This window comes from Lutaonella thermophila, assembly GCF_055387725.1.
This window is the reverse complement of record NZ_AP043783.1, coordinates 2,262,256-2,285,453: the sequence shown is the minus strand read 5'-3', so window position 1 is coordinate 2,285,453 and position 23,198 is coordinate 2,262,256. Positions and strand designations below refer to the sequence as shown.

The window sequence follows — 23,198 nt, the reverse complement described above, 5'->3', positions numbered from 1 at the left end:
TAGCTTTTTTTTAATTAATTTCGCAAACTGTAACTAATAAAGCACCTTCAAATTAAGAATATGGCAAAGTTTGAATTGAAATTACCGAAAATGGGAGAGAGTGTGGCAGAAGCCACCATTACGTCATGGCTAAAAGAAGTTGGAGACACTATAGAGATGGACGAAGCGGTACTTGAAATAGCTACAGATAAGGTAGATTCTGAGGTACCCAGTGAAGTTGAGGGTGTTTTGGTCGAAAAGTTTTTTGAAGTAGATGATGTAGTTAAAGTAGGAGAAACACTTGCTATTATAGAGACCGAAGCCGATGTTCAATCCAACGGAACAGAAACTGTAGCCAGCTCAGCACCGGTTCAAGAAGAAGTAGTAGCTCAGGTAGAGCAAGCCGTTACGCAAGCAAAAGAAACAGTAGCAGCACCTCAAACAGATTTTAGCGAGTCTGAACGTTTTTATTCTCCTTTAGTAAAAAATATAGCTAAAGAAGAAGGCATATCATTACAAGAGTTAGAGCAAATACAAGGTACAGGTAAAGATGGGCGCGTTACTAAAAACGATATTTTAGCGTATGTAGAGCAGAGAAAACAAGCGCCTAAACAAACTGCAACTACTGTACAAGAAACACCAAAAGCTGCTCCTGCACCGGCAGCTAAAACTCAACCTAGAGCAGCGCAAGTAAGTATAAGTGCTACAGACGAGGTTGTGCCTATGTCTAGAATGGGCAAATTAATTGCGCATCACATGCGTGAAAGTGTAGATACTTCTGCGCATGTACAAAGTTTTGTAGAAGTAGATGTAACCAACATTGTAAAATGGAGAAATAAGGTTAAAGATGCGTTTTATAAGAGAGAGGGAGAGAAGTTAACCTTTACTCCAATTTTTATGGAAGCTGTAGCCAAAGCTTTAAAAGATTATCCGATGATGAATATCTCTGTAGACGGAGATAACATTATAAAAAAGAAAAATATAAATCTTGGTATGGCAGCTGCTTTACCGGATGGCAATTTAATTGTTCCGGTAATTAAAAATGCCGATCAGCTAAACTTAGTTGGCATGGCTAAAGCAGTTAATGATTTGGCAAATAGAGCTAGAAATAATCAACTAAAACCAGACGAGATACAAGGAGGGACTTACACCGTAACTAACGTAGGAACATTTGGTAGTGTATTTGGAACACCAATAATAAATCAACCTCAAGTTGGTATTTTGGCTTTAGGAGCTATCAGGAAAGTGCCTTCTGTAATAGAGACTCCGGAAGGAGACTTTATAGGTGTTCGTCATAAAATGTTCTTGTCTCACAGCTACGATCACAGAGTAGTAAACGGAGCCCTTGGAGGAATGTTTGTAAAACGTGTTGCAGAGTACTTAGAGGCTTGGGATATTAACAGAGAAATCTAACTAATTTATTGGTAATAAGAAACCTATAAAAAAGCCGTGATTAAACGGCTTTTTTTAATTATAATTATTCGTTAAAATGCCCTAAATAAACCTAAACCGATACTTATATTTGTAAAAAATATTTTGAATGGAGTTAAAATTAACAAGACCAATTTGCTTTTTTGATTTAGAAACTACTGGTACAGATGTAGCCAAAGATCGTATCGTAGAAATTTCTGTTTTAAAAATACATCCTAACGGTAATAAAGAAAGCAAAACATGGCTTGTAAATCCAGAAATGCCCATTCCTCCTCAGGCTACAGCAGTGCACGGTATAACCAATGAGAAAGTTGCTAACCAACCAACTTTTAAAGAAATAGCCAAGCAAGTACACACAATGATAAAAGACAGTGATTTGGCCGGCTATAACTCTAATAGATTTGATATACCGTTGTTAGCCGAAGAAATGCTTCGAGCCGAAGTTGATTTTGATATGAAAAATAGGTTGGCTATAGATGTGCAAACAGTTTTTCATAAAATGGAAAAGCGAACCTTAGAAGCAGCCTACAAATTTTATTGTGATAAAGACTTAAATAATGCCCACAGCGCAGAAGCAGATACAAATGCAACTTATGAGGTTTTAAAAGCTCAGCTGGAAAAATACAATGAGCTTGAGAACGATATGAATTTCTTGGCAGAATTCACGTCAAGAAAAAAATCGGTAGATTTTGCCGGGTTTATTATTTACAATGATAAAGGAGATGAAGTTTTTTCATTTGGTAAGCACAAAGGCAAAAAGGTAGAAGACGTTTTAGAACAAGAACCCGGATATTTTGGGTGGCTCCTTAATGCAGATTTTCCGTTATATACCAAAAAAGTTTTAACCAATATAAAGCTTAGAAAACTAAACACAAACGAAACCAAGCAATGAAAATAATCTGTGTTGGCAGAAATTATGCTGCACATATAGAAGAGTTAGAAAACGAAAAACCAGAAAGCCCGGTAATTTTTATGAAACCGGATTCTGCAATTTTGCCTGGAGGAGAATCATTTTTTATTCCTGAGTTTTCAAATGATATTCATTACGAAGTAGAGGTTTTAGTTAAAATTAACAGAGTTGGTAAATACATAGCGCCGGAGTTTGCACATAAATACTATAATCAAATAAGCTTAGGAATAGATTTTACAGCAAGAGACCTTCAAACTAAACTAAAACAAAAAGGGTTGCCCTGGGAAAAGGCAAAAGCATTTAACGGCTCGGCTGTAATTGGAGATTGGATAAGTAAAGACAATATAAAAGATATTAATAACGTTACATTTCAACTAACCCAAAACAAAAAAGTTGTACAAAACGGAAATACAGCACTTATGCTTTGGAAAATAGACGAGTTAATCTCGTATATATCAACCTACTTTACCCTAAAAACCGGCGATGTTATTTTTACCGGAACTCCAGCCGGAGTAGGCAAAGTAGCTCCAAACGATGTGCTTGAAGGATATTTAGAAACCCAAAAAATGTTTTCAGTTACTGTAAAATAATGATATACACTTTAGACAAACTAAACGAACTTTCAGGAGGTGACCAAGATTTTATCACCTCTATTCTTACTGTATTTGTAGAAGAAACACCCCAAGACTTATCACATCTTAAATTAGCTATAGAGGTTGAGGCTTATGATGCAATATACCAACATGCTCATAAGATTAAACCAAATGTAGATTTGCTGGGTATGGATGAAACTACGGCTCAAATTTTAGCTATAGAAACCGAGGCTAAAAACGATAAAAATTTAAGTCGTATAAAATCATTATACCCAAAAATAGAAGAGTCAATTACAGCATGTATTGCTCAATTAAAAGAAAATTATAAGTTGTAAATGCAAGCAGAAATCATCACCATTGGCGATGAAATTCTTATTGGACAGATTGTAGACACCAATTCGGCTTACCTTGGTAAAGCTCTTAATAAAATTGGTATATCTGTTCAACAAATAACTTCAATTCAAGACCAAAGAGAGCATATTTTACAAGCATTATCAGAAGCTCAATCCAGAGCAAATTTGGTAATTGTAACCGGTGGTTTAGGGCCCACAAAAGATGATGTTACTAAACACACTATTTGCGAATATTTTAACGACACATTGGTTTTGAATAAAGCTGTTTTAGCAAATGTAGAAGCTCTTTTTAAAAAATATATTTCTACCCCAATATCAGATTTAAACAGAAACCAAGCTTTAGTACCTTCTAAAGCAGAGGTGTTAATGAATTATTATGGGACAGCTCCCGGAATGTGGGTAGATTTTAATGATACTGTTTTTGTGTTTTTACCCGGTGTTCCTTTTGAGATGAAAGCCCTGGTAGAGAACGAGGTTTTAAAACGACTTCAAAAACGGTTTAAAAGGCCCTACATTCTGCACAAAACAATATTAACATACGGTTTAGGAGAAAGTGCAATTGCTCAGAAAATAGAAAACTGGGAAAACAACCTGCCCGAACATATAAAGTTAGCCTATTTACCCAATCTAGGGAAAGTAAGATTACGGTTATCTGCAAAAGGAAATAATAAAGAAAAACTAGAAGAAGAGGTTAACAATCAAATAAAAAAGCTACAACCACTTATTGGCGATATAATTTATGGGTTTGAAAATGATAATCCCATAGAAGCCATAATAGGTAAAATGCTTGCAGATAAAGGCAAAACGGTAGCTGTTGCAGAAAGTTGCACCGGAGGGTTATTGGCAGAAAAAATTACATCTGTACCGGGAGCTTCAGCATATTTTAAAGGAGGTGTTGTAACCTATGCAACCCAAACAAAGGTTGATATATTAAAAGTTAGCCAAACTGTAATTAAAGAACACTCTGTTGTTAGTGAGCCGGTAGCTAAAGCAATGGCAGAGAACGCAAAAAAATTATTTAATACAGATTTTGCAATTGCTACAACCGGGAATGCCGGTCCTACCAAAGGAGACTCAGAGGCAGAAGTAGGCACAGTATTTATTGGTATAGCAACACCTCAAAAAGTATATGCTCAAAAATTTAATATGGGAAACCACCGTATAAAAGTGGTAAACAAAGCTGTAAATAAGGCATTAGAAATGTTGCAACAAGAAATTTTAAATTTCTAAAAAAGTTTTTTGCCTGTCCGATAAAAAATTCGTTAATTTGCACCCTGTTTTTAAACAACAAAACAATTATAGAAATGTCAAGAGTTTGTGAACTTACGGGAAAGAAGGCAATGGTAGGGAACAACGTATCTCATGCCATGAATAAGACTAAGCGTAAATTCAACGCCAATCTTACTAAAAAGCGTTTTTATCTTCCAGAAGAAGATCGTTGGATAACCCTAAAAGTATCTGCTGCAGCAATAAAAACTATCAACAAAAAAGGTATTACTGCAGTAATTAAAGAAGCAAGAGCAAAAGGATTGATTAAGTAATCCGGTAAAAAACAAAGAAAATGGCAAAAAAAGGTAACAGAGTTCAGGTTATTTTAGAGTGTACCGAGCACAAAGATTCAGGGATGCCGGGTACATCACGTTATATTACAACTAAGAACAAGAAGAACACACCAGATAGATTAGAACTTAAAAAGTATAATCCTATCTTAAAGAAAGTTACAGTTCATAAAGAAATTAAGTAATTGTTTTCACTATTTGGTGAAACGATCAAAATAAAGCATTAAGTCATGGCAAAGAAAACGGTAGCAACTTTACAAACAAGTTCAAAAAGATTAACTAAAGCCATTAAAATGGTAAAGTCTCCTAAAACAGGGGCGTATACCTTTGTAGAGTCTGTTATGGCTCCAGAATTAGTAAACGATTGGCTAAGTAAAAAATAAGTTCACAACATCACTATACTTAAAAGCTACTTCTACACAGAAGTAGCTTTTTTTATGTTTAAAAATCACATATTTACTGTATTTTTGCTTGCCCTTAATAACTATTTGGGCGTTCCCATTACTTTGTAATGGTCGGGTTTTCGGCAGTCGCTTTTGCACTCTGTGCAAAGAGCTTCAACAAAGCCTCAACCCCTAACGCAAAACAATGATAACCTATGAGTTTTTTTAAAAAAATATTTTCATCAGAGAAAAAAGAAACTTTAGATAAAGGATTAGAAAAATCTAAAAACAGCTTTTTTACAAAACTTGGTAAAGCTGTAGCCGGAAAATCTAAAGTAGACGATGAGGTATTAGATAATTTAGAAGAGGTTCTTGTAACGAGTGATGTAGGTGTAAATACAACACTAAAAATAATAGAGCGCATAGAGGCACGTGTTGCGCGCGATAAGTATTTAGGAACCGATGAGCTTAATACCATTTTAAGAGAAGAAATTGCAGCTCTTTTATCTGAAACAAATGTAGGCGAAGAAACAGATTTTGTTGTTCCTGAAAATAAAAAACCTTACGTAATGATGGTAGTTGGTGTAAACGGAGTTGGTAAAACAACTACTATAGGTAAGCTGGCGCATCAATTTAAAAAACAAGGAAAAAAAGTTGTATTAGGAGCAGCAGATACTTTTAGAGCTGCAGCTATAGATCAGTTACAGGTATGGGCAGATAGAGTACAAGTGCCTATAGTAAAACAAAACATGGGAAGTGATCCTGCATCGGTAGCTTTTGATACTTTAAAATCTGCCGTCTCACAACAAGCCGATGTTGTTATAATAGACACTGCCGGAAGATTACACAATAAAGTAAACTTAATGAACGAGCTCACTAAAGTTAAGCGCGTTATGCAGAAAGTTGTGCCTGATGCACCACACGATGTATTGTTAGTGTTAGACGGCTCTACCGGTCAAAACGCTTTCGAGCAAGCCAAACAGTTTACCAAAGCAACCGAGGTTACCTCACTTGCTGTTACCAAATTAGATGGTACAGCAAAAGGCGGAGTTGTTATAGGAATATCAGACCAGTTTAAAATTCCGGTAAAATATATTGGAGTAGGTGAAGGTATAGATGATTTGCAAGTGTTTAATAAGTATGAATTTGTAGATTCGTTTTTTAAATAATTAACAGCAAACAATTTTATATCTTTAAAAGCAAATAGTTAACTCATGAGAACTCTATTTGCTTTTTTTTGTTTCTTTTTTTTACTCTTATCTTGTAAGCAAGAACAACCTCCGGTAGTTTTTTCAAACTACGATGAATCGACCGAAATAAAACAACAACAAGAGCATAAATTACCTAGAATGCGCTTTAAGCGTATACAATCTCCTTTTTTAGATAAGAATGTAGTTTTTGAAATTGCTAATAAAGAATTGCGTTACTTTTCTGAAGAAGATTACAATAAGTTAAAACCACTGGTTTTAGAAAAATCTATTCCGGAGCTACAACAAATGGTTACAGAAGGTACGTTAACCTACGAAAAACTTACCCTATTTTATTTATACCGAATGCGAAAATTTGAGAGCAATAACAAGCTTTCACTAAATGCTATAATTGCTTTAAATCCTAATGCTGTTGCGCAAGCACGTGAGTTAGACAAGAACCGCCCTAAGAATACTCTTAATTCGCTTTACGGAATGCCTATTTTGCTAAAAGACAACATTAATACAGCCGGTATGCCTACTACAGCAGGGGCATATGTTTTAAAAGATAATAAAAACACAGAAGACGCTTTTATTGTAAAAAAACTTAAAGATAATGGTGCTGTAATTCTCGGAAAGGTAAATTTAAGTGAGTGGGCCTATTACTTTTGTAGTGGGTGTCCGGTAGGCTATAGCGCTATGGGTGGCCAAACGCTTAATCCTTATGGAAGAAAGGTTTTTGAAACAGGAGGATCAAGTTCAGGTAGTGGTGTAGCTGTTGCTGCTAATTATGCTGTTGCAGCTATTGGTACTGAAACAGCGGGATCTATTTTATCGCCATCAGGGCAAAATTCAGTTGTAGGACTTAAACCAACCATCGGGCTACTTAGTAGAACAGGAATAGTGCCTATTTCGAGTACATTAGATACCCCCGGGCCTATGACCAAAACGGTTACAGACAATGCAATTTTGTTGCAGGCATTACTTGGTAAAGACTCAGAAGATAGCGCCACAAATAGTGCTCCCAATTCTATAAACTATACTAATATTACGTTGCAAGGCACTTTAAAAGGAAAACGTTTAGGTGTTTTAGAGAGCTTGCTTACCGATTCATTGTATGCTATGAATGTTAATAAAATTAAAGAAGCAGGGGCAGAGATAGTTATAATTAATCCTAAAAGAGAATCTTTACAAGGTTTTTTAACGCTCTTGAACATAGATATGAAGCACGATTTACCTAATTATTTATTAAATCATGCCGATACAAGTGTAAAAGTAAAATCTGTAAAAGATGTTATAGCGTTTAATATTCAAGATTCATTAAATAGAATGCCTTACAATCAAGAACTTTTTGATGGAATTGTAGCAGATACCACCTCAATTAAAACGCTTGGTATTATAAAAGACTCATTACACAATAAAGGGAAACGATTCTTTTCAAAACCCATGCAAGAGCACAGTTTAGACGCCGTATTAACTATAAATAATTACCATGCGGGGCTTGCTGCAGTAGCAAAGTATCCGTGCTTAACCGTACCAATGGGTTTTAAAACCACAGGAGAGCCGGTTAATTTAACTTTTATAGGAAAACCTTTCAAAGAAGATAAATTGTTGCAATTAGGGTATGCTTTTGAACAACTTACAAAAGCAAGAAAACCACCTGTTTTATACAATTAATGCAAAGAAAACTAAGTTATAAAGTACTATCTTTGCAGCCCTAATGTGTTAAAATGAGAACTAAATCTTTAAAAAAGAACAAGATAAATGTAGTTACTTTAGGATGCTCTAAAAACTTGTATGATAGTGAGGTGTTAATGGGGCAACTAAAGGCAAATAACAAAGAGGTAGTACACGAAGAAGAAGGTAATATTGTAGTTATTAATACTTGCGGATTTATTAATAATGCAAAAGAAGAAAGTGTTAATACTATTTTAGAATACGTACAAAAAAAAGAAGCGGGTGTAGTTGATAAGGTTTTTGTTACAGGATGTTTGAGTGAACGTTATAAACCCGATTTAGAAAAAGAGATTCCGGATGTAGACCAATACTTTGGTACATCAGACCTTCCTATTTTACTTAAAGCATTAGGAGCAGATTACAAACATGAACTTATAGGAGAGCGCTTAACAACAACTCCTAAAAATTATGCCTATTTAAAAATTGCAGAAGGTTGCGACAGGCCTTGCTCTTTTTGTGCTATTCCGTTAATGCGAGGCAAACATAAAAGTACTCCTATAGAGCATTTGGTTGAAGAGGCAAAAAAACTTGCTGCCCAAGGTGTAAAAGAGTTAATTTTAATAGCGCAAGATTTAACCTATTACGGTTTAGATTTATATAAAGAACGAAAACTTGCAGATTTACTTAGGCAGCTTGTAAAAGTAGAAGGCATAGAGTGGATTAGACTTCATTATGCATTTCCCACAGGATTTCCTATGGATGTTCTTGAAGTGATGCGTAATGAACCTAAAATTTGTAACTATTTAGATATTCCTCTGCAGCATATTTCAGATTCAATTTTAAAAAGTATGCGCAGAGGTACCACCAAGGCCAAAACCACTAAACTTTTACAACAGTTCAGAGAGGCTGTACCCGGAATGGCAATCAGGACTACGCTTATTGTTGGTTATCCGGGTGAAACTGAAGAAGATTTTAACACGCTCAAAGACTGGGTAAAAGAGATGCGATTTGAGCGCCTTGGTTGTTTTACATATAGTCATGAAGAAAACACACATGCCTACACGTTAAAAGATGATGTTCCTGAAGACGTGAAGCAACAAAGAGCTAATGAAATAATGGAAATTCAGAGTCAGATATCATGGGAACTCAATCAAGAAAAAATAGGCAAGGTGTTTAAATGTATGATAGACAGAAAAGAAGGTAATTACTTTATTGGTAGAACTGAGTTTGATTCGCCTGATGTAGATAACGAAGTACTTATAGATGCTACAAAACACTATGTTAAAATTGGCGAATTTACCAATGTTACAATAACAGATGCTACAGAGTTTGATTTGTACGGAGAGCCTGTAAAAAAATAGATGTTATTTAGATTGACTTCTTTTTAATTGTCTGCTTATTTTTTTAATAGCCGATTCTATAGACTTTTCGGGTTCAATTATATTATATTCTCCCCAAAACTCAGGATCTGCAAAACCTGAGGCTTCATCAGCCAAAATAACCGAGGGTTTTAAACGCTCTTTTCCTTTAGGAGCTTGTCCTGTTGTGTTGGTTTGCCAGTCTGTTACAGCCATCTCACTAGAAAGTGTGTAAACACTATTAAACAGTTTGTGTTTCCAGTTAATTTTAAAGGTTAACCTAACATTGCTATAGCCAAAATACCATTTGCCATTGGCAATTCTGTAATCTGCTCTGTAAGCAACTTCTGTTGGATAAACCTTTACTTTTTTGGGCTTTCGTTTTACAAACATTTCGCTTGCAAGCTCTCTGTTTTCTACATTTAAATTATAAATAGCGCTTACCAATGCAAAAGTTTCTGCATCTATAAAAAGTTTACCATAATAGAGCGGAACAGACACATACGGTTGAGGCTCAAAATTTACAACGTATACCAGCCTGTTGTTTATTTGTGTAGTAGGAGCAAAACTAAAATGATATTCAGATAAATTATTTTCATCAAACACAAAACGAGGATATTTAATTAAGTCTGTGTAAACAGTATTGTAAGGGCCTCCTTGCAGCTTTAAAGCAACAGTATCTAATCGAGAATAATTAGTGTTTTTACGCGCTTTAATTAACTTAACAACGTCGTTTTTGGCATTGTTGTATGGAGTTTTATAAATTTCTATAACAGCTTCAGAAAGCGATGCATTTTTTCTTCGTTTTTTAATGGTTTCTCTGTAAAAAGCAGTCATTATAGTACTATTGCTAAAATAGTTGTTGCCTTTTCGTTTTAACATTTCTTGAACAAGCTTTAATGCGCTTTTAGGCATATTTATGTTTACTTGAGAAAGCTGTGTAACCTTTGTAGTTAAATAAATAGTATTATCATCTTGTTTTAAAGATGTTATGGGCATTGTTTTAGTTTCGTAACCCAAAAAAGATACCTGTAATGTATTAGACAAATATGCTTCTGGAACTTTTAATAAAAATTCTCCTTCTGTATTGGTAATAGTACTAATGTTAGTTCCTTCTATACTTAAATCAGCAAAAACTAAAGGTTTTCTAGTATCAGAATCTTTTACTACTCCTTTAAATTCTTTGAATTGTTGGTTTTGCCCAAAAAGAGATAAAGTAAGTGATAAAACGAAAATTAAAGAAAAAAAAGTATCACGTTTATTTAAAATGCTTTTCATTGCATGATATAATTATATTCTGAATAAAAATTACAAAAAAATAGCTGTATATCCTACAATTAGCATTTTTTTAACGCCCTGCAGCTTACACTACAGGGCGTTTATATTAAAGCTCAAATAAATTTACATTACTCATAAAAACAGCATTAGCAAAAAACAGTTTTCCATTTTGCCAAAATGCTCTAAATAAAGGGTTGTCTACCATATAAATTATGCTTCCATTGCCCATTGGCTGCTCGCCAAAAACAAGTGTATTTTCCATGTTTTCTAAAGCTTTTTTACCGGCAAAACCAGAAACCACTTTAGCATTATTAAGGTACACAACATTATAACCATCTTTAAGTAAATTATATTTTTGGCTGCTAAGTTTTAAGGTGTGATACTGAGTAGGATAGCCAAATGCAAGCGGATGAGAATTATCTACTTTTGCATTAAATATTGCTCCTGTGATGTAATTAGAGATAGCTTCTCTTTCTCTATCTTTATAAGGCGTTAAATTTGGTTTTGAAGTATCTTCTTCTGTTGTTTCTGATTTTTTTCTGGTAATACCAAATCCTTCTGCATCAGCAAAAGCATCAACAGCATTTCCAACAGCTATTATTTTACCGCCTCTTCTTACCCATGATTTTAGAGCATCTAACTGTTTTTCATTAAACAAGCTATAATAATACCCGTTGGGTAAAATAAGTACATGAAACTTGTTTAACATTTGGGTGTTAAAATAATCGGTGTCTACAACTGTAACAGGGTATTTTAACTCTTGTTCAAAGAAATACCATATCTCGCCAAAGCTTAACGATGAGGTATATTTACCTGATAAAACAGCAATCTGTTGATTTTTAATTTCTTTTACATCCGGAGATCCGGCATCTACACCTGTTGTTGCAAAACCTGTTGATATAGGGGTTAATTGCCTGTTTAATTTATTGGCAGTTTGTACAACAATTTCATCAAAATCAACTACAGATTTATTGTCGCCTCTAATAATCATTAATGTGCCGGGCTTATATGTTTTTCCGTTTGTAGTAAATGGTTTTTCGGTAAATCTAACACGAATACCTTTTTGTAATAGCTCACTTAAAAAAGAAGCATCTTTTAAATTATCCCATTTGCTCACATACGCAAAAGCATCTTTAAATGGCGTGTTATTTACTATTGTTTGTTCTTGAGTAGTTGTGGTTTGCACATAATTAGTTGCAGCAACAGTATTTAACCCATAAGCGTAAGGTATGCTCCAAGCTGTTATATCATACGTAAGAGAGTCGCTTAGTTTTGCGTTGGGTTCAAAAAGCGCTTTAATAAGTTTGCCTTTTGGTTGATTTGTGCTTACTACCAAATCTTGGTTTGTTGCATTAATACTTCCTAATCCGTTTCTTGCGTAATGGTATCCAAAAACTTTTTTTCTTGTAGCATACCCATATTTTATATCATGTTTATCTAAAAGTGTTTTTAGGTCGTTAAGTTTGTCTTTATCCCCTTGCAGCACATAACTTTTGTAAGTGAAATTTTTGTTGTTAAAGTATTTTTTATACTCATTATTTAGTCTTTCTGCATTGTTTACAGCAATCTCTACAGTTGATAAGCCTGTGGTGGTATGGTGTGCAATTCTATCAATCAATGTTAGCTCATCGCCTTCGTCAGTTAAAATACCTAGTCCGGCTCTACCATGTCCTGCTTGCTCGTAGGTCATACCAATAGCTCCAGTAAAAGTAGGGTAGGTGTCTCCGTAGCTTGGATAAAGCAAATCAAAACGTTCTCGTGTAAAGTATAACCATCCGTTGGCATCAAAATATTTTGCATGGTTTTTACCAATTTGCACCTGAAAATCACGTTGCCAACCAGTAATTACTTCGTGGTATGGTTCTGCAGCAGGGGCAAAATAGTAGGGTTCATTTATACCTTGCTCATGAAAATCTACATGTATATGAGGCAACCATTTATTGTAAATCTTTAAACGTTGCTGAGTTTCTATTTGTGTAGCCCATGCCCAATCTCTGTTTAAATCAAACAGATAGTGATTTGGTCTTCCACCGGGCCAGGGCTCATGATGTTCTTTAGCGCTTTGTAACTTAATGTAAGGAGTACTCTTTACCTGATTATACCAATTTACGTAGCGGTCTCTACCGTCTGGATTTATACACGGATCTATAATAACAACAGCATTGTTTAACCAATCTTGTTTTTCTGTAATTAGTTTATAAATTGTATTCATGGCAGCTTCGGTGCTTGAGCTTTCGTTACCGTGTACATTGTAGCTTAACCAAACAATTGCTTTGTTGTTATTTGTAGTGCTGGTTTCTATACCCGCATTAGCTAAATGACTTTTTCTGATGTTTTCAAGATTTGCTAAGTTTTCCGGACTAGAAACATAGGCAACTTGTAGCAATCTGCCTTCATTGGTTTTACCATACTCTTGCAGAGAGACCATGTTAGAATTTTGTGCCACATGCTTAAAATAATCTACAACCTGATGATGTCTTGTAAAGCGAGTTCCTAACTCGTAACCTAAAAAATCCTTTGGTGATTTAACATTCTGAGAAATTGTAACAGCCGAGATGAAAAAGGCTATTAAAGCGCAAAAATGCTTCATAATGGTTAATTTAGTTTTAGTGTCTATAAAACTACTAATAAATATGAAACCAAAAGCGCGTTAACTTATTTTTAGGAATTATATCCACTAAAAGAGTTTTATATTTACCATCTCTAATTTTGTTTTCTATGTCTTTACATACTGTTCCGTATAAAGAAACCGGTTTTTTTTCAGAGCTAATTTGTGATTATTTAGAGCAAAAACCCGAATTAGATAAGTTTTACAACAGATTTCCAACAATAGAAAACGCTAAACTTCAATTACAAGAGAAATCAGCAAATTTTAATCACAATAATAGAGAGGTATTAGTACATGAGCTTTTAGCTCAGTATGATAAAGTTTTAGCTTCAAAAAAAACCAAAAACAACATATTGCTGTTGCAGCAAAAAAACACGTTCACAATAACTACCGGACATCAGTTAAATTTATTTACCGGTCCGCTTTATTTTCTATATAAAATTGTAAGTACTATAAACCTTACCAAAACCTTAAAGAAAGCTTATCCTGATTATAATTTTGTACCTGTTTATTGGATGGCTACAGAAGATCATGATTTTAATGAAATTAATTTCTTTAAATACAAAGGCAAAAAAATTAGTTGGAATACAGAAGCTACCGGTGCAGTAGGAGAGTTAAAAACTAAAGGGTTACAGGAGGTTTGTGACGTTTTAGAACAAGAGTTAGGAGATACAGAAAACGCACAAAAACTAGTAACCTTATTTAAAGAAAGTTATTTAAAACATGAAACATTAGCAGAGGCTACCAGATATTTGGCAAACGAGCTTTTTAAAGAAGAGGGATTAGTTATTATTGATGCTAATAGTAGAGTATTAAAACAGCTTTTTGGACCGTATTTAATATCCGAAATAGAAAATAAAAGCGCACTTAAAACAGTTAAAAGTACATCAGAAAATCTTTCTGATTTAGGATACAAGGTGCAGGTAAACCCCAGAGATATTAACTTGTTTTATTTACAAAAAGGGGTACGCGAACGAATTGTTCAAGCAGATAATAAATTTGAAGTATTAAACACTAAAATTAGCTTTACAAAAGAGCAATTACTTTCTGAAATTAAAGAAAATCCTGAACGATTTTCGCCAAATGTACTGCTCAGACCCTTATATCAAGAAGTAATATTACCAAATATGTGTTATATAGGAGGAGGCGGAGAATTAGCATATTGGCTGCAATTAAAAGAACTGTTTAAAGCAGAGAATGTTACATTTCCAATGTTACTTTTAAGAAACTCTGTATTATTAATTAATTCTAAGCAAGAAAAAAAGCTACATAAACTTTCAGTGAACTTTAACCAACTGTTTTTAGATAGAAATAGTTTAGTAAATAATAAAGTAAAAGAGATATCAGATATAGAAATAGATTTTTCTCAGCAAAAAAAGTACTTACAAGAACAATTTAAAGCGCTTTATGAAATAGCAAAAAAAACAGATGCCTCTTTTTTAGGAGCGGTTAAAGCACAAGAAGTTAAACAAACTAAAGGACTGGAAAAATTAGAAAAAAGACTTCTTAAGGCTCAAAAACGTAAGTTAAAAGATCATGTAAATAGGCTAACTGACATTCACGAAGAACTTTTCCCTGAAGAAAAATTACAAGAAAGAAATTGTAATTTTTCTGAATTTTACATAGAAAACGGTGCGCAATTGCTAGATGTTTTATTGCAAAATTTAAGACCTTTGCAGCATCAGTTTTCAATCCTTATAATATAATCATGCATAACGTAGATATAGATTTGGTAGAGATGACGCTAGACGTCATGAAGTATGCTATTAATAGAATTACCAATAGAAATCCTGAATTTGGCAGACCAAAAAAAGAAGAAGAACTCTTAAAATTAGTTGGAGAAACTGTTACTCCAGAAGGAATTGGTGGTGAAAAAGCTTTTCAGCTTTTTAAAGATATTTTAGTTAAAGCTACCGTACCTATAGATCATCCAAGACATTTAGCATTTGTACCGGCATCACCAACACGTGCAGCAGTAATGTTTGATTTGGTTACATCTGCTTCAAGTATACATGGAGCTTACTGGATGGAAGGAGCAGGAGGTATTTTTTGTGAAAATGAAGCTATGAAGTGGCTGGTGAGTATTACAGGGCTACCCAAAGGAGCATTTGGAGTATTTACCAGCGGAGGTACAGCAGCTAATTTATCTGCAATGGTAACGGCCAGAGAGCACTGGAGAGCTAAAGACGAGTCGCACAGAAATCAAAAAGGATTATTAATTACATCTATCGGAGCGCATTCCTCTGTTAAGGCTATGGCCAAAGTAATTGATGTAGATATGTTACTTATTCCATCAGAAGATAAATTGTTAGGCTCTGAGCTTCAAAAATGTATAGATGGTTTAACAGAATCTGAACGTAAAAGACTGTTTGGTGTTGTAGCTACCGGCGGAACAACTAATGCCGGTATTATAGATGATTTAGAAGGAATTGCCAATGTTTGCGAGAAAGAAAATCTTTGGTTTCATGTAGATGCTGCTTACGGAGGAGGCGCTTTAGCAGCCGATTCTGTTAGACATTTATTTAATGGAATAGAACGAGCAGATAGCATTACTATAGATCCGCATAAATGGTTGTTTTCTCCTTATGATTGTGGTGCTGTTATTTACAAAAAACCTGAACTGGCAAAACAAGCACATGCGCAAGAAGGTTCGTATTTAGACATTTTTAAAGATGAGGGAGCATATGGGTTTAATCCATCAGAATACCAAATACAGCTTACCAGAAGGGTTAGAGGGTTGCCACTTTGGTTTTCTTTAGCTACACATGGTACCAATCAATACAAAAAAGCAATAGAAAGAGGTATAGAGCTGGCTAATATTGCCGGAGAAATGATTAATAACCACCAAGCAACAGAACTTGTAAGAGAACCTAGCTTGTCTTGTGTATTATTTAGAAGAAAAGGATGGACCGAAGAGGATTATAAAAACTGGACGTATAAAAACCACAGCGAAGGATTTGCTTTAGTAACACCAACTAAATGGAAAAAAGGCGATGATTTTGAGATGGTATTACGTTTTTGCTTTATTAATCCGCATACTACAGAAGAAGACATTAAAGCTATTTTAGATAGTTTGTTGTAAAAAAATAAATTTTAAGGTAGGGTTTTTTTAAGTTTAGTTGTTATATATACAAAAGGTTAGGTTAAGTTGGTTACAAACATCAACAAAAAGCAATGATGATTTCGCCCGAGTTTTCTCGGGCGATTTTTTTTAACGAAAATTAAACACTATAAAAATAGACCTCTAAATATTCAATTTACTATTTTTGCGCATGCAAAACACCGTATTAATTTTAGACTTCGGCTCGCAGTACACCCAACTAATTGCTCGTCGTGTTAGAGAGCTAAATATTTACTGCGAAATTCATCCGTACAACAACTTACCAAACAATGTATCAGATTTTAAGGCCGTAATTTTATCGGGATCGCCATTTTCGGTAAGAGCAGAAAATGCTCCTCATCCTGATTTATCAAAAATTAGAGGCACAAAACCTTTACTGGCAATTTGCTATGGTGCTCAATACTTGGCACATTTTAATGGCGGATTGGTAGCGCCTTCAGATACTCGAGAATATGGTAGAGCTAATTTATCTTTTGTTAAAAGCAACGAACCTTTTTTTGAGGGCATACAGCAAGGAAGTCAGGTATGGATGAGCCATAGTGACACCATAAAACAACTACCCGATAATGCAATTAAATTGGCGAGCACTGCCGATGTAGAGAATGCAGCGTATAGAATAGAAGCAGAAGATACGTATGCTATACAATTTCATCCGGAAGTGTATCATTCTACCGATGGTAAACAACTATTAGAAAATTTTTTAGTAAAAATTTCGGGTGTAAAGCAAACCTGGACACCCGATAATTTCGTAGATATGACAGTTGCCAATTTAAAACAACAAATTGGTAATGATAAAGTAGTCTTGGGATTATCAGGAGGAGTAGACTCTACCGTGGCAGCTGTACTGTTGCATAGAGCTATTGGAAAACAATTGCATTGTATTTTTGTTAACAATGGACTACTTAGAAAAAATGAGTTTCAAAGTGTACTTACCCAGTACGAAGGTATGGGGCTAAATGTAAAAGGAGTAGATGCTTCGGCACGCTTTTTGAATGCTTTGAAAGGTATTAGTGATCCTGAAGCCAAACGAAAAACAATAGGAAGGGTTTTTATTGAAGTTTTTGATGACGAAGCGAATAAAATAGAAGATGCTAAGTGGTTAGGGCAAGGTACCATTTATCCGGATGTGATAGAATCAGTTTCAGTAAACGGTCCATCGGTAACTATAAAATCACACCATAATGTGGGTGGTTTACCGGACTTTATGAAATTAAAAGTAGTAGAGCCACTTAGAATGTTATTTAAAGATGAGGTTAGAAGAGTAGGAGCATCGTTAGGAATAGATAAAGAACTGTTGGGCAGACACCCGTTTCCGGGGCCCGGATTGGCCATTAGAATACTTGGAGATATAACTCCAGAAAAAGTAGCAATTTTACAAGAGGTAGATGCTATTTTTATAAATGCCTTAAAGCAAGAAGGATTGTATGACAAGGTGTGGCAAGCAGGCGCTATTTTGTTACCGGTAGAGAGTGTAGGAGTAATGGGAGATGAGCGCACATACGAAAAATGTGTTGCGCTAAGAGCAGTAGAAAGCACAGACGGAATGACGGCAGACTGGGTGCATTTACCGTATAAGTTTTTACAAAAAGTTTCTAATGCAATAATAAATAGAGTAAAAGGCGTTAATAGAGTAGTATATGACATTAGTTCTAAACCCCCGGCAACTATTGAGTGGGAATAAAAAAATACCTATGAGAAGAGCACTTACTGTACTACTATTTGTTTTTTTAAGTAACGCATTATTTGCGTTTCAGGTGCAACATATTAAGCACAAAGTTTTAGATGGCGAATCTGTAGAGAGTATTGCAAAAAAATATAAGGTAACTCCCTACGATATTTTTAAGCTTAACCCGGATTTAAAAAAAGGGTTACAGCCTAATATGATGTTAGTTATAGCTGTTAAAAACACTTCAAAAAAATCAGAGCAAACTAACATAACTACTTCGCAAGAACCCAGAAAACCTTACGGTTTTATTCGCTATAAAGTAAAAAGAAAAGAGACATTGTTTGGGCTTGCTAAAGAATTTGGAGTTACAGAAGAAGAGATAAAAAAATATAATCCACGATTATATTCAGAAGGATTAAAAAGAAGAATGGTATTACAAATACCAAAATACAGAACTCCTATTGTAACAGAAACACTAATAGATACGCTTAACTTCACTACCTACACTGTACAACCTAAAGAAACCAGGTGGAGCATTGCTAATAAATTTGGTATAAGTGTAGATAGCTTGCATGCATTAAACCCAAAAATGCAAGAGATTATAGATATTGGAGAACAATTATATGTGCCAAAAGCTAAAAAAATAGTCTTAGATTCTATTTCAGTAAAAGCATTTAAAGATTACGTTGTACCACCCAAACAAACCATGTTTAGTTTAACTAAAGAACTTGGTGTAAGTGAGCAAGAGCTAATGGCACTTAACCCTTCGTTAAGAGAATTAGGCTTACAAAGCGGAATGGTGTTAAAAGTACCTAATAAAGAGGTACAACAAAAACTAATAAATGCAGAAAACTATGTGTTTTATGAGGTTAAACCTAAAGAGGGGTATTTTAGGTTAAAACTTAAACTTAATGCTACCAAAGAAGAGCTACAGGAATGGAATCCGGAACTGAAAGAAAAAGGACTTATTGCAGGGATGGTTTTAAAAATCCCAAAAGCAAAAGCCTTAGGATTAGATGTTAAAAACTCTGTAGTTGTAGAGAAATTTAACTTGTTAGATAGTATAAATGTTGGCAACCGTTCTAAAATAGCATTTGTTCTTCCGTTTAGAGTTAATACAATAGATTTTAGTACTCCGGAAAGCGTTGCAGAGAAACTTAAAAAAGATAATGCGGTAAAATACGCAACAGATTTTTATTCAGGGGCATTAATAGCTTTAGATTCTGTTCAAAAACTAGGGCTCTTTGTAGATGTAAAAACTTTTGATAGTGAAGCCAGCAGGCAGAAAATCAGAGATATAGTTCAGCAAAACAGTTTTTCGGGTACTAATGCAGTTATCGGACCTATTTATCCGGATGCCTTTAACGAAATGGCTCAGCAGTTAAAACCATTCAACATTCCGGTTTTATCGCCACTTACTAACAGTAAAATAAACCTTCAGGAAAATGTATTTTTAACAGTACCTACCGAAGAATCACTTAGAGATTTAATGATAGTATATATTAAAAAAGTAAGAGATAGTAGCAACCTTATAGTTATTACAGATACGGAACACGCACATGTTCAAAACAAGATTTTAAATGTGTTTCCGGATGCTAAGGTGCTAACACCTTCAGAAAATTTATTTATAAAAACCGAAGACATTGAGCCATTATTATCTAACACTAACCAAAATTGGGTTATTGTAGAAATTGCAAGCGAGTCTTTACTTGCTAATGTAACCTCTGTTTTAAATTCGGTAAATTCATTAGAAGACTATACTATAAAGCTATTTACTACAAACAAAACAAAAGCTTTTGATAGTGAAAGTATTTCTAATAGTTACTTATCTAATTTAAATTTTCATTTTCCTCAAACAGATGGGATTGCGCCAAAAGACAACCTTTTTGTAAAACAGTATAAAAAAAGATTTAAAACAGAACCTAACAGATATGCTACAAGAGGCTTTGATATTACTTTTGATGTATTACTGCGCTTAGCTTATAAACCCAATTTTTTTGATGTAGTTAGAAAAGTAGGTGAAACAGAATATGTAGAAAATAAATTCAGTTATAACAAAAAATTCTTTTCAGGATATTATAACAATTCTGGCCATATTTTAAAATATGAAGATATGGAAATTAAAGAAGTAAATATTGCAAACTAATGACAGCCAAAGTTACATATATAGGAAATCTAAGAACAGAGTGTTTACACATAAAATCAGGGAACACTTTTATTACAGATGCTCCCATAGATAATAATGGTAAAGGAGAGGCATTTTCTCCTACAGATACCGTTGCAACCGCTTTAGCTAGTTGTATGCTTACGGTTATGGGAATTAAAGCAAGAGATTTAGAGGTAGATATTACTGGTGCAACGGCTCAAGTTGTAAAGCATATGGGTTCTAACCCAAGGCGTATAGCTAAAATTGAAGTGGCATTGAAATTTCCGAAAGTGCTAGATGCTAAAACTCAAAAAATATTAGAGCATACAGCCAATACTTGTCCGGTTCATTACAGTTTGCATCCTGATATAGAGAAAAACATAACGTTTAGTTGGGGAGAATGAAAACGGGTTTAAGCATAGCTTTCTTAGTATTTAGTTTGTTTTTTAATAAACTTGATAATGATAAAGCTATAGCTTGGCGTGAAAATTTTAAACTCACTTGGGTATATTTCAAAGCTAATCCTGATTTTACTACCAAGGCTGCTGCTGTGACAGCCAGTGGAATCTCGTACAGATTATCTGGAGAGCGAATAAATGGTAAAATGCAAGTAAACTGCGATGCAACAGCATACTTTTATCCAAATAAATCGTGGTATAAAAAAGAATTGGCTTCAGATAAAATGTTACTTCACGAACAGCTTCATTTTGATATTACTGAGCTTCATGCTCGCAAAATGAGAGCCGAACTCGCCAATGCAGAATTTAACAAAAATGTTAAGCAAGAGGTAGAAGCTATTTATAATGCTATTTTAAAGCAATTACGTACAATGCAAAAAAAGTATGATGCCGAAACAAACTTCTCAAGAAATACAGAACAACAATTAATCTGGAAAAAGAAAGTAGAGACTATGTTACATCAAACAAGAAACTATGCAAAATAATGAGTTTCTTGTATCATTAGCACACTATAAAATGCCTTTCGGAAAATACAAAGGCAAATATTTAATAGACTTACCAGATGCCTATTTTGTTTGGTTTAAACAAAAAGGCTTTCCTGAGGGAAAGTTGGGAATGATGCTTCAAGCTGCTTACGAATTGAAAATTAACGGTTTAGAACCTGTAATTAGAAAAATACAGAAACAATTTCCGGAGCCAAAAAAATATTAGCTTTAACACCTTCATTTTTTATTAATCCGCTATCAATTTGTATTTTTGTGCGCGTTAATAACACAACGCATCTTTCATGGCTATTACTAAATATATTTTTGTAACCGGAGGGGTTACATCTTCTTTAGGAAAAGGAATTATAGCAGCTTCACTTGCAAAATTATTACAGGCTCGAGGGTATAAAACTACCATACAAAAGCTGGACCCCTATATAAATGTAGATCCCGGAACATTAAACCCATACGAGCATGGTGAGTGCTACGTAACAGATGATGGTGCAGAAACCGATTTAGATTTAGGTCATTATGAGCGTTTTCTTAATATTAAAACGTCTCAAGCAAATAATGTTACAACCGGTAGAATTTATCAGAGTGTAATAGAAAAAGAACGAAGAGGAGAATTTTTAGGTAGAACAGTACAAGTAATACCACATATTACTAACGAGATAAAAGAACGTATTCAAATTTTAGGAAATAGCGGAGAATACGATATAGTTATAACAGAAATTGGAGGGACTGTTGGTGATATAGAAAGTTTACCATATATAGAAGCTGTTAGGCAGTTATTATGGGAACTGGGAGATAACAACGCTATTGTAGTACATTTAACGCTTGTACCATACCTTTCTGCAGCAGGAGAGTTAAAAACAAAACCAACCCAGCACTCTGTAAAAACACTCATGGAGAGTGGTATAAAAGCAGATATCTTAGTGTGTAGAACAGAACACGAATTATCTGATGATTTGCGTGATAAACTAGCATTGTTTTGCAATGTAAAAAGAGAAGCTGTAATACAATCTATAGATGCAGATACTATTTACGATGTGCCAAATTTAATGCTACAAGAAGGATTAGATAGCGTAGCTTTAAAAAAACTAGCCTTGCCTGCAAATAATACTCCTGATTTATCACGTTGGAATGAATTTATAAAAAGACATAAAAATCCTAAGGATACTGTTAAAATTGGCTTAGTTGGAAAATATGTAGAGCTACAAGATTCTTATAAATCTATTTTAGAATCTTTTATTCATGCCGGAGCAGAAAACGAAATTAAAGTAGAGGTAACCACCATTCATTCAGAGCATATAACCGATGATGTTTTAAATAACACTATTGCCAAAATGGATGGAATTTTAGTGGCGCCCGGTTTTGGAGAACGTGGTATAGAAGGCAAAATAAAAGCCGTTAAATACGTGCGAGAAAACAACATACCTTTTTTAGGTATTTGTCTAGGAATGCAAATGGCAGTTATAGAATTTGCCAGAAATGTGTTAGGCTTACATGAGGCTAACTCTACAGAAATGAACGAGAGCACGCCGTATCCGGTGATAGATTTAATGGAAGAGCAAAAAAATATAACGCACAAGGGCGGAACTATGCGTTTAGGAGCTTGGGAGTGTAAGCTAAAAGAAGATAGTATTGTAGCAGATGTGTACCAAAGCACAACAATTTTTGAGCGTCATAGACATCGTTATGAATTTAACAACAAATACAAAGAACAAATAGAAGCAGCAGGGCTTATAGCAACCGGGTTTAACCCGGAAACCGGATTGGTAGAGATTGTAGAAATTCCATCACATCCGTGGTTTGTTGGTGTGCAATATCATCCGGAATATAAAAGTACTGTAGCCAATCCGCATCCGCTATTTGTTGCGTTTGTTAAGGCCGCTCATGAGTATAAAAAGCAGAAATCTAATGCCACTTTGGCGTAATTTGCATTTTTGGGTGTATTTTTGCCCGTTCATTTTAAACACTACAAAAGGTATTAGCACTGAAATTTA

At 34.5% G+C, this 23,198-nt stretch carries 21 protein-coding genes; 19 read left to right on the top strand and 2 right to left on the bottom strand.

Annotation, left to right across the window (positions count from 1 at the left end; all coding sequences use genetic code 11):
* Positions 1 to 60 precede the first annotated feature (60 nt).
* The 11 genes from ACZ5CF_RS10865 to rimO all read left to right on the top strand — a co-directional run bounded on the left by ACZ5CF_RS10865 (position 61) and on the right by rimO (position 9,433).
* Entirely contained in the window at positions 61 to 1,392 is a 1,332-nt protein-coding gene (locus tag ACZ5CF_RS10865) for a dihydrolipoamide acetyltransferase family protein (protein WP_464579433.1), read from the top strand.
* Between the two features lie 127 nt (positions 1,393 to 1,519).
* Positions 1,520 to 2,302: an exonuclease domain-containing protein gene (locus ACZ5CF_RS10860; RefSeq protein WP_464579432.1), complete on the top strand. Its 783-nt coding sequence runs from the start codon at positions 1,520 to 1,522 to the stop codon at positions 2,300 to 2,302.
* Positions 2,299 to 2,910 carry a fumarylacetoacetate hydrolase family protein gene (locus ACZ5CF_RS10855; protein ID WP_464579430.1) on the top strand — a complete coding sequence of 204 codons (612 nt, stop codon included), beginning with the start codon at positions 2,299 to 2,301 and terminating at the stop codon, positions 2,908 to 2,910. The genes ACZ5CF_RS10860 and ACZ5CF_RS10855 overlap by 4 nt, the downstream gene beginning before the upstream one ends.
* The gene (locus ACZ5CF_RS10850; RefSeq protein WP_464579429.1) at positions 2,910 to 3,248 is read left to right on the top strand and encodes an Hpt domain-containing protein; all 339 of its coding nucleotides are present in this window, start codon (positions 2,910 to 2,912) and stop codon (positions 3,246 to 3,248) included. Before ACZ5CF_RS10855 ends, ACZ5CF_RS10850 begins: the two co-directional genes overlap by 1 nt.
* Complete coding sequence (locus ACZ5CF_RS10845) at positions 3,249 to 4,496, top strand: competence/damage-inducible protein A (RefSeq protein ID WP_464579427.1); 1,248 nt, start codon at positions 3,249 to 3,251, stop codon at positions 4,494 to 4,496.
* A 74-nt stretch (positions 4,497 to 4,570) separates the two neighbouring features.
* Positions 4,571 to 4,807 carry a 50S ribosomal protein L28 gene (gene rpmB, locus ACZ5CF_RS10840; protein WP_464579426.1) on the top strand — a complete coding sequence of 79 codons (237 nt, stop codon included), beginning with the start codon at positions 4,571 to 4,573 and terminating at the stop codon, positions 4,805 to 4,807.
* Positions 4,808 to 4,827: 20 nt separating this feature from the next.
* Entirely contained in the window at positions 4,828 to 5,010 is a 183-nt protein-coding gene (gene rpmG, locus ACZ5CF_RS10835) for a 50S ribosomal protein L33 (RefSeq protein ID WP_464579425.1), read from the top strand.
* A gap of 45 nt (positions 5,011 to 5,055) precedes the next feature.
* The gene (locus tag ACZ5CF_RS10830; protein ID WP_464579424.1) at positions 5,056 to 5,208 is read left to right on the top strand and encodes a DUF4295 domain-containing protein; all 153 of its coding nucleotides are present in this window, start codon (positions 5,056 to 5,058) and stop codon (positions 5,206 to 5,208) included.
* A gap of 215 nt (positions 5,209 to 5,423) precedes the next feature.
* A complete protein-coding gene (gene ftsY, locus ACZ5CF_RS10825) occupies positions 5,424 to 6,377 on the top strand; it encodes a signal recognition particle-docking protein FtsY (protein ID WP_464579422.1) in 954 nt (317 codons plus the stop codon).
* A gap of 45 nt (positions 6,378 to 6,422) precedes the next feature.
* Positions 6,423 to 8,072, top strand: coding sequence for an amidase family protein (locus ACZ5CF_RS10820; protein WP_464579421.1), 1,650 nt, complete (start codon positions 6,423 to 6,425; stop codon positions 8,070 to 8,072).
* Between the two features lie 53 nt (positions 8,073 to 8,125).
* Positions 8,126 to 9,433, top strand: coding sequence for a 30S ribosomal protein S12 methylthiotransferase RimO (rimO, locus tag ACZ5CF_RS10815; RefSeq protein WP_464579420.1), 1,308 nt, complete (start codon positions 8,126 to 8,128; stop codon positions 9,431 to 9,433).
* A gap of 3 nt (positions 9,434 to 9,436) precedes the next feature.
* Here the strand turns inward: rimO and ACZ5CF_RS10810 are convergent, their stop codons facing one another.
* Both ACZ5CF_RS10810 and ACZ5CF_RS10805 read right to left on the bottom strand, forming a co-directional pair.
* Entirely contained in the window at positions 9,437 to 10,708 is a 1,272-nt protein-coding gene (locus tag ACZ5CF_RS10810; protein ID WP_464579419.1) for a carboxypeptidase-like regulatory domain-containing protein, read from the bottom strand.
* A gap of 106 nt (positions 10,709 to 10,814) precedes the next feature.
* Positions 10,815 to 13,298: a M14 family zinc carboxypeptidase gene (locus ACZ5CF_RS10805; protein ID WP_464579418.1), complete on the bottom strand. Its 2,484-nt coding sequence runs from the start codon at positions 13,296 to 13,298 to the stop codon at positions 10,815 to 10,817.
* Positions 13,299 to 13,426: 128 nt separating this feature from the next.
* On the opposite strand from ACZ5CF_RS10805, the gene bshC reads away from it, so the two are divergent.
* The 8 genes from bshC to ACZ5CF_RS10765 all read left to right on the top strand — a co-directional run bounded on the left by bshC (position 13,427) and on the right by ACZ5CF_RS10765 (position 23,129).
* Positions 13,427 to 15,022 (top strand): bacillithiol biosynthesis cysteine-adding enzyme BshC, encoded by a 1,596-nt coding sequence (gene bshC, locus ACZ5CF_RS10800; RefSeq protein ID WP_464579416.1) that lies wholly within the window; start codon positions 13,427 to 13,429, stop codon positions 15,020 to 15,022.
* A 2-nt stretch (positions 15,023 to 15,024) separates the two neighbouring features.
* Entirely contained in the window at positions 15,025 to 16,398 is a 1,374-nt protein-coding gene (locus tag ACZ5CF_RS10795) for a pyridoxal phosphate-dependent decarboxylase family protein (RefSeq protein WP_464579415.1), read from the top strand.
* A 190-nt stretch (positions 16,399 to 16,588) separates the two neighbouring features.
* A complete protein-coding gene (gene guaA / locus ACZ5CF_RS10790) occupies positions 16,589 to 18,118 on the top strand; it encodes a glutamine-hydrolyzing GMP synthase (protein ID WP_464579414.1) in 1,530 nt (509 codons plus the stop codon).
* Positions 18,119 to 18,128: 10 nt separating this feature from the next.
* Positions 18,129 to 20,249: a LysM peptidoglycan-binding domain-containing protein gene (locus ACZ5CF_RS10785; RefSeq protein ID WP_464579413.1), complete on the top strand. Its 2,121-nt coding sequence runs from the start codon at positions 18,129 to 18,131 to the stop codon at positions 20,247 to 20,249.
* Positions 20,249 to 20,653, top strand: coding sequence for an OsmC family protein (locus tag ACZ5CF_RS10780; protein ID WP_464579412.1), 405 nt, complete (start codon positions 20,249 to 20,251; stop codon positions 20,651 to 20,653). The genes ACZ5CF_RS10785 and ACZ5CF_RS10780 overlap by 1 nt, the downstream gene beginning before the upstream one ends.
* The gene (locus ACZ5CF_RS10775; protein WP_464579411.1) at positions 20,650 to 21,192 is read left to right on the top strand and encodes a DUF922 domain-containing protein; all 543 of its coding nucleotides are present in this window, start codon (positions 20,650 to 20,652) and stop codon (positions 21,190 to 21,192) included. Before ACZ5CF_RS10780 ends, ACZ5CF_RS10775 begins: the two co-directional genes overlap by 4 nt.
* Entirely contained in the window at positions 21,182 to 21,418 is a 237-nt protein-coding gene (locus tag ACZ5CF_RS10770) for a DUF3820 family protein (protein ID WP_464579410.1), read from the top strand. The genes ACZ5CF_RS10775 and ACZ5CF_RS10770 overlap by 11 nt, the downstream gene beginning before the upstream one ends.
* A 76-nt stretch (positions 21,419 to 21,494) precedes the next feature.
* Positions 21,495 to 23,129, top strand: a complete 1,635-nt coding sequence (locus tag ACZ5CF_RS10765) for a CTP synthase (RefSeq protein ID WP_464579409.1) — start codon at positions 21,495 to 21,497, stop codon at positions 23,127 to 23,129.
* Positions 23,130 to 23,198 lie beyond the last annotated feature (69 nt).

Coding starts and splice junctions, on each gene's coding strand:
- ACZ5CF_RS10865 (WP_464579433.1), top strand. CDS start 61: ATGGCAAAGTTTGAATTGAAATTACCGAAAATGGGAGAGAGTGTGGCA.
- ACZ5CF_RS10860 (WP_464579432.1), top strand. CDS start 1,520: ATGGAGTTAAAATTAACAAGACCAATTTGCTTTTTTGATTTAGAAACT.
- ACZ5CF_RS10855 (WP_464579430.1), top strand. CDS start 2,299: ATGAAAATAATCTGTGTTGGCAGAAATTATGCTGCACATATAGAAGAG.
- ACZ5CF_RS10850 (WP_464579429.1), top strand. CDS start 2,910: ATGATATACACTTTAGACAAACTAAACGAACTTTCAGGAGGTGACCAA.
- ACZ5CF_RS10845 (WP_464579427.1), top strand. CDS start 3,249: ATGCAAGCAGAAATCATCACCATTGGCGATGAAATTCTTATTGGACAG.
- rpmB (WP_464579426.1), top strand. CDS start 4,571: ATGTCAAGAGTTTGTGAACTTACGGGAAAGAAGGCAATGGTAGGGAAC.
- rpmG (WP_464579425.1), top strand. CDS start 4,828: ATGGCAAAAAAAGGTAACAGAGTTCAGGTTATTTTAGAGTGTACCGAG.
- ACZ5CF_RS10830 (WP_464579424.1), top strand. CDS start 5,056: ATGGCAAAGAAAACGGTAGCAACTTTACAAACAAGTTCAAAAAGATTA.
- ftsY (WP_464579422.1), top strand. CDS start 5,424: ATGAGTTTTTTTAAAAAAATATTTTCATCAGAGAAAAAAGAAACTTTA.
- ACZ5CF_RS10820 (WP_464579421.1), top strand. CDS start 6,423: ATGAGAACTCTATTTGCTTTTTTTTGTTTCTTTTTTTTACTCTTATCT.
- rimO (WP_464579420.1), top strand. CDS start 8,126: ATGAGAACTAAATCTTTAAAAAAGAACAAGATAAATGTAGTTACTTTA.
- ACZ5CF_RS10810 (WP_464579419.1), bottom strand. CDS start 10,708: ATGAAAAGCATTTTAAATAAACGTGATACTTTTTTTTCTTTAATTTTC.
- ACZ5CF_RS10805 (WP_464579418.1), bottom strand. CDS start 13,298: ATGAAGCATTTTTGCGCTTTAATAGCCTTTTTCATCTCGGCTGTTACA.
- bshC (WP_464579416.1), top strand. CDS start 13,427: ATGTCTTTACATACTGTTCCGTATAAAGAAACCGGTTTTTTTTCAGAG.
- ACZ5CF_RS10795 (WP_464579415.1), top strand. CDS start 15,025: ATGCATAACGTAGATATAGATTTGGTAGAGATGACGCTAGACGTCATG.
- guaA (WP_464579414.1), top strand. CDS start 16,589: ATGCAAAACACCGTATTAATTTTAGACTTCGGCTCGCAGTACACCCAA.
- ACZ5CF_RS10785 (WP_464579413.1), top strand. CDS start 18,129: ATGAGAAGAGCACTTACTGTACTACTATTTGTTTTTTTAAGTAACGCA.
- ACZ5CF_RS10780 (WP_464579412.1), top strand. CDS start 20,249: ATGACAGCCAAAGTTACATATATAGGAAATCTAAGAACAGAGTGTTTA.
- ACZ5CF_RS10775 (WP_464579411.1), top strand. CDS start 20,650: ATGAAAACGGGTTTAAGCATAGCTTTCTTAGTATTTAGTTTGTTTTTT.
- ACZ5CF_RS10770 (WP_464579410.1), top strand. CDS start 21,182: ATGCAAAATAATGAGTTTCTTGTATCATTAGCACACTATAAAATGCCT.
- ACZ5CF_RS10765 (WP_464579409.1), top strand. CDS start 21,495: ATGGCTATTACTAAATATATTTTTGTAACCGGAGGGGTTACATCTTCT.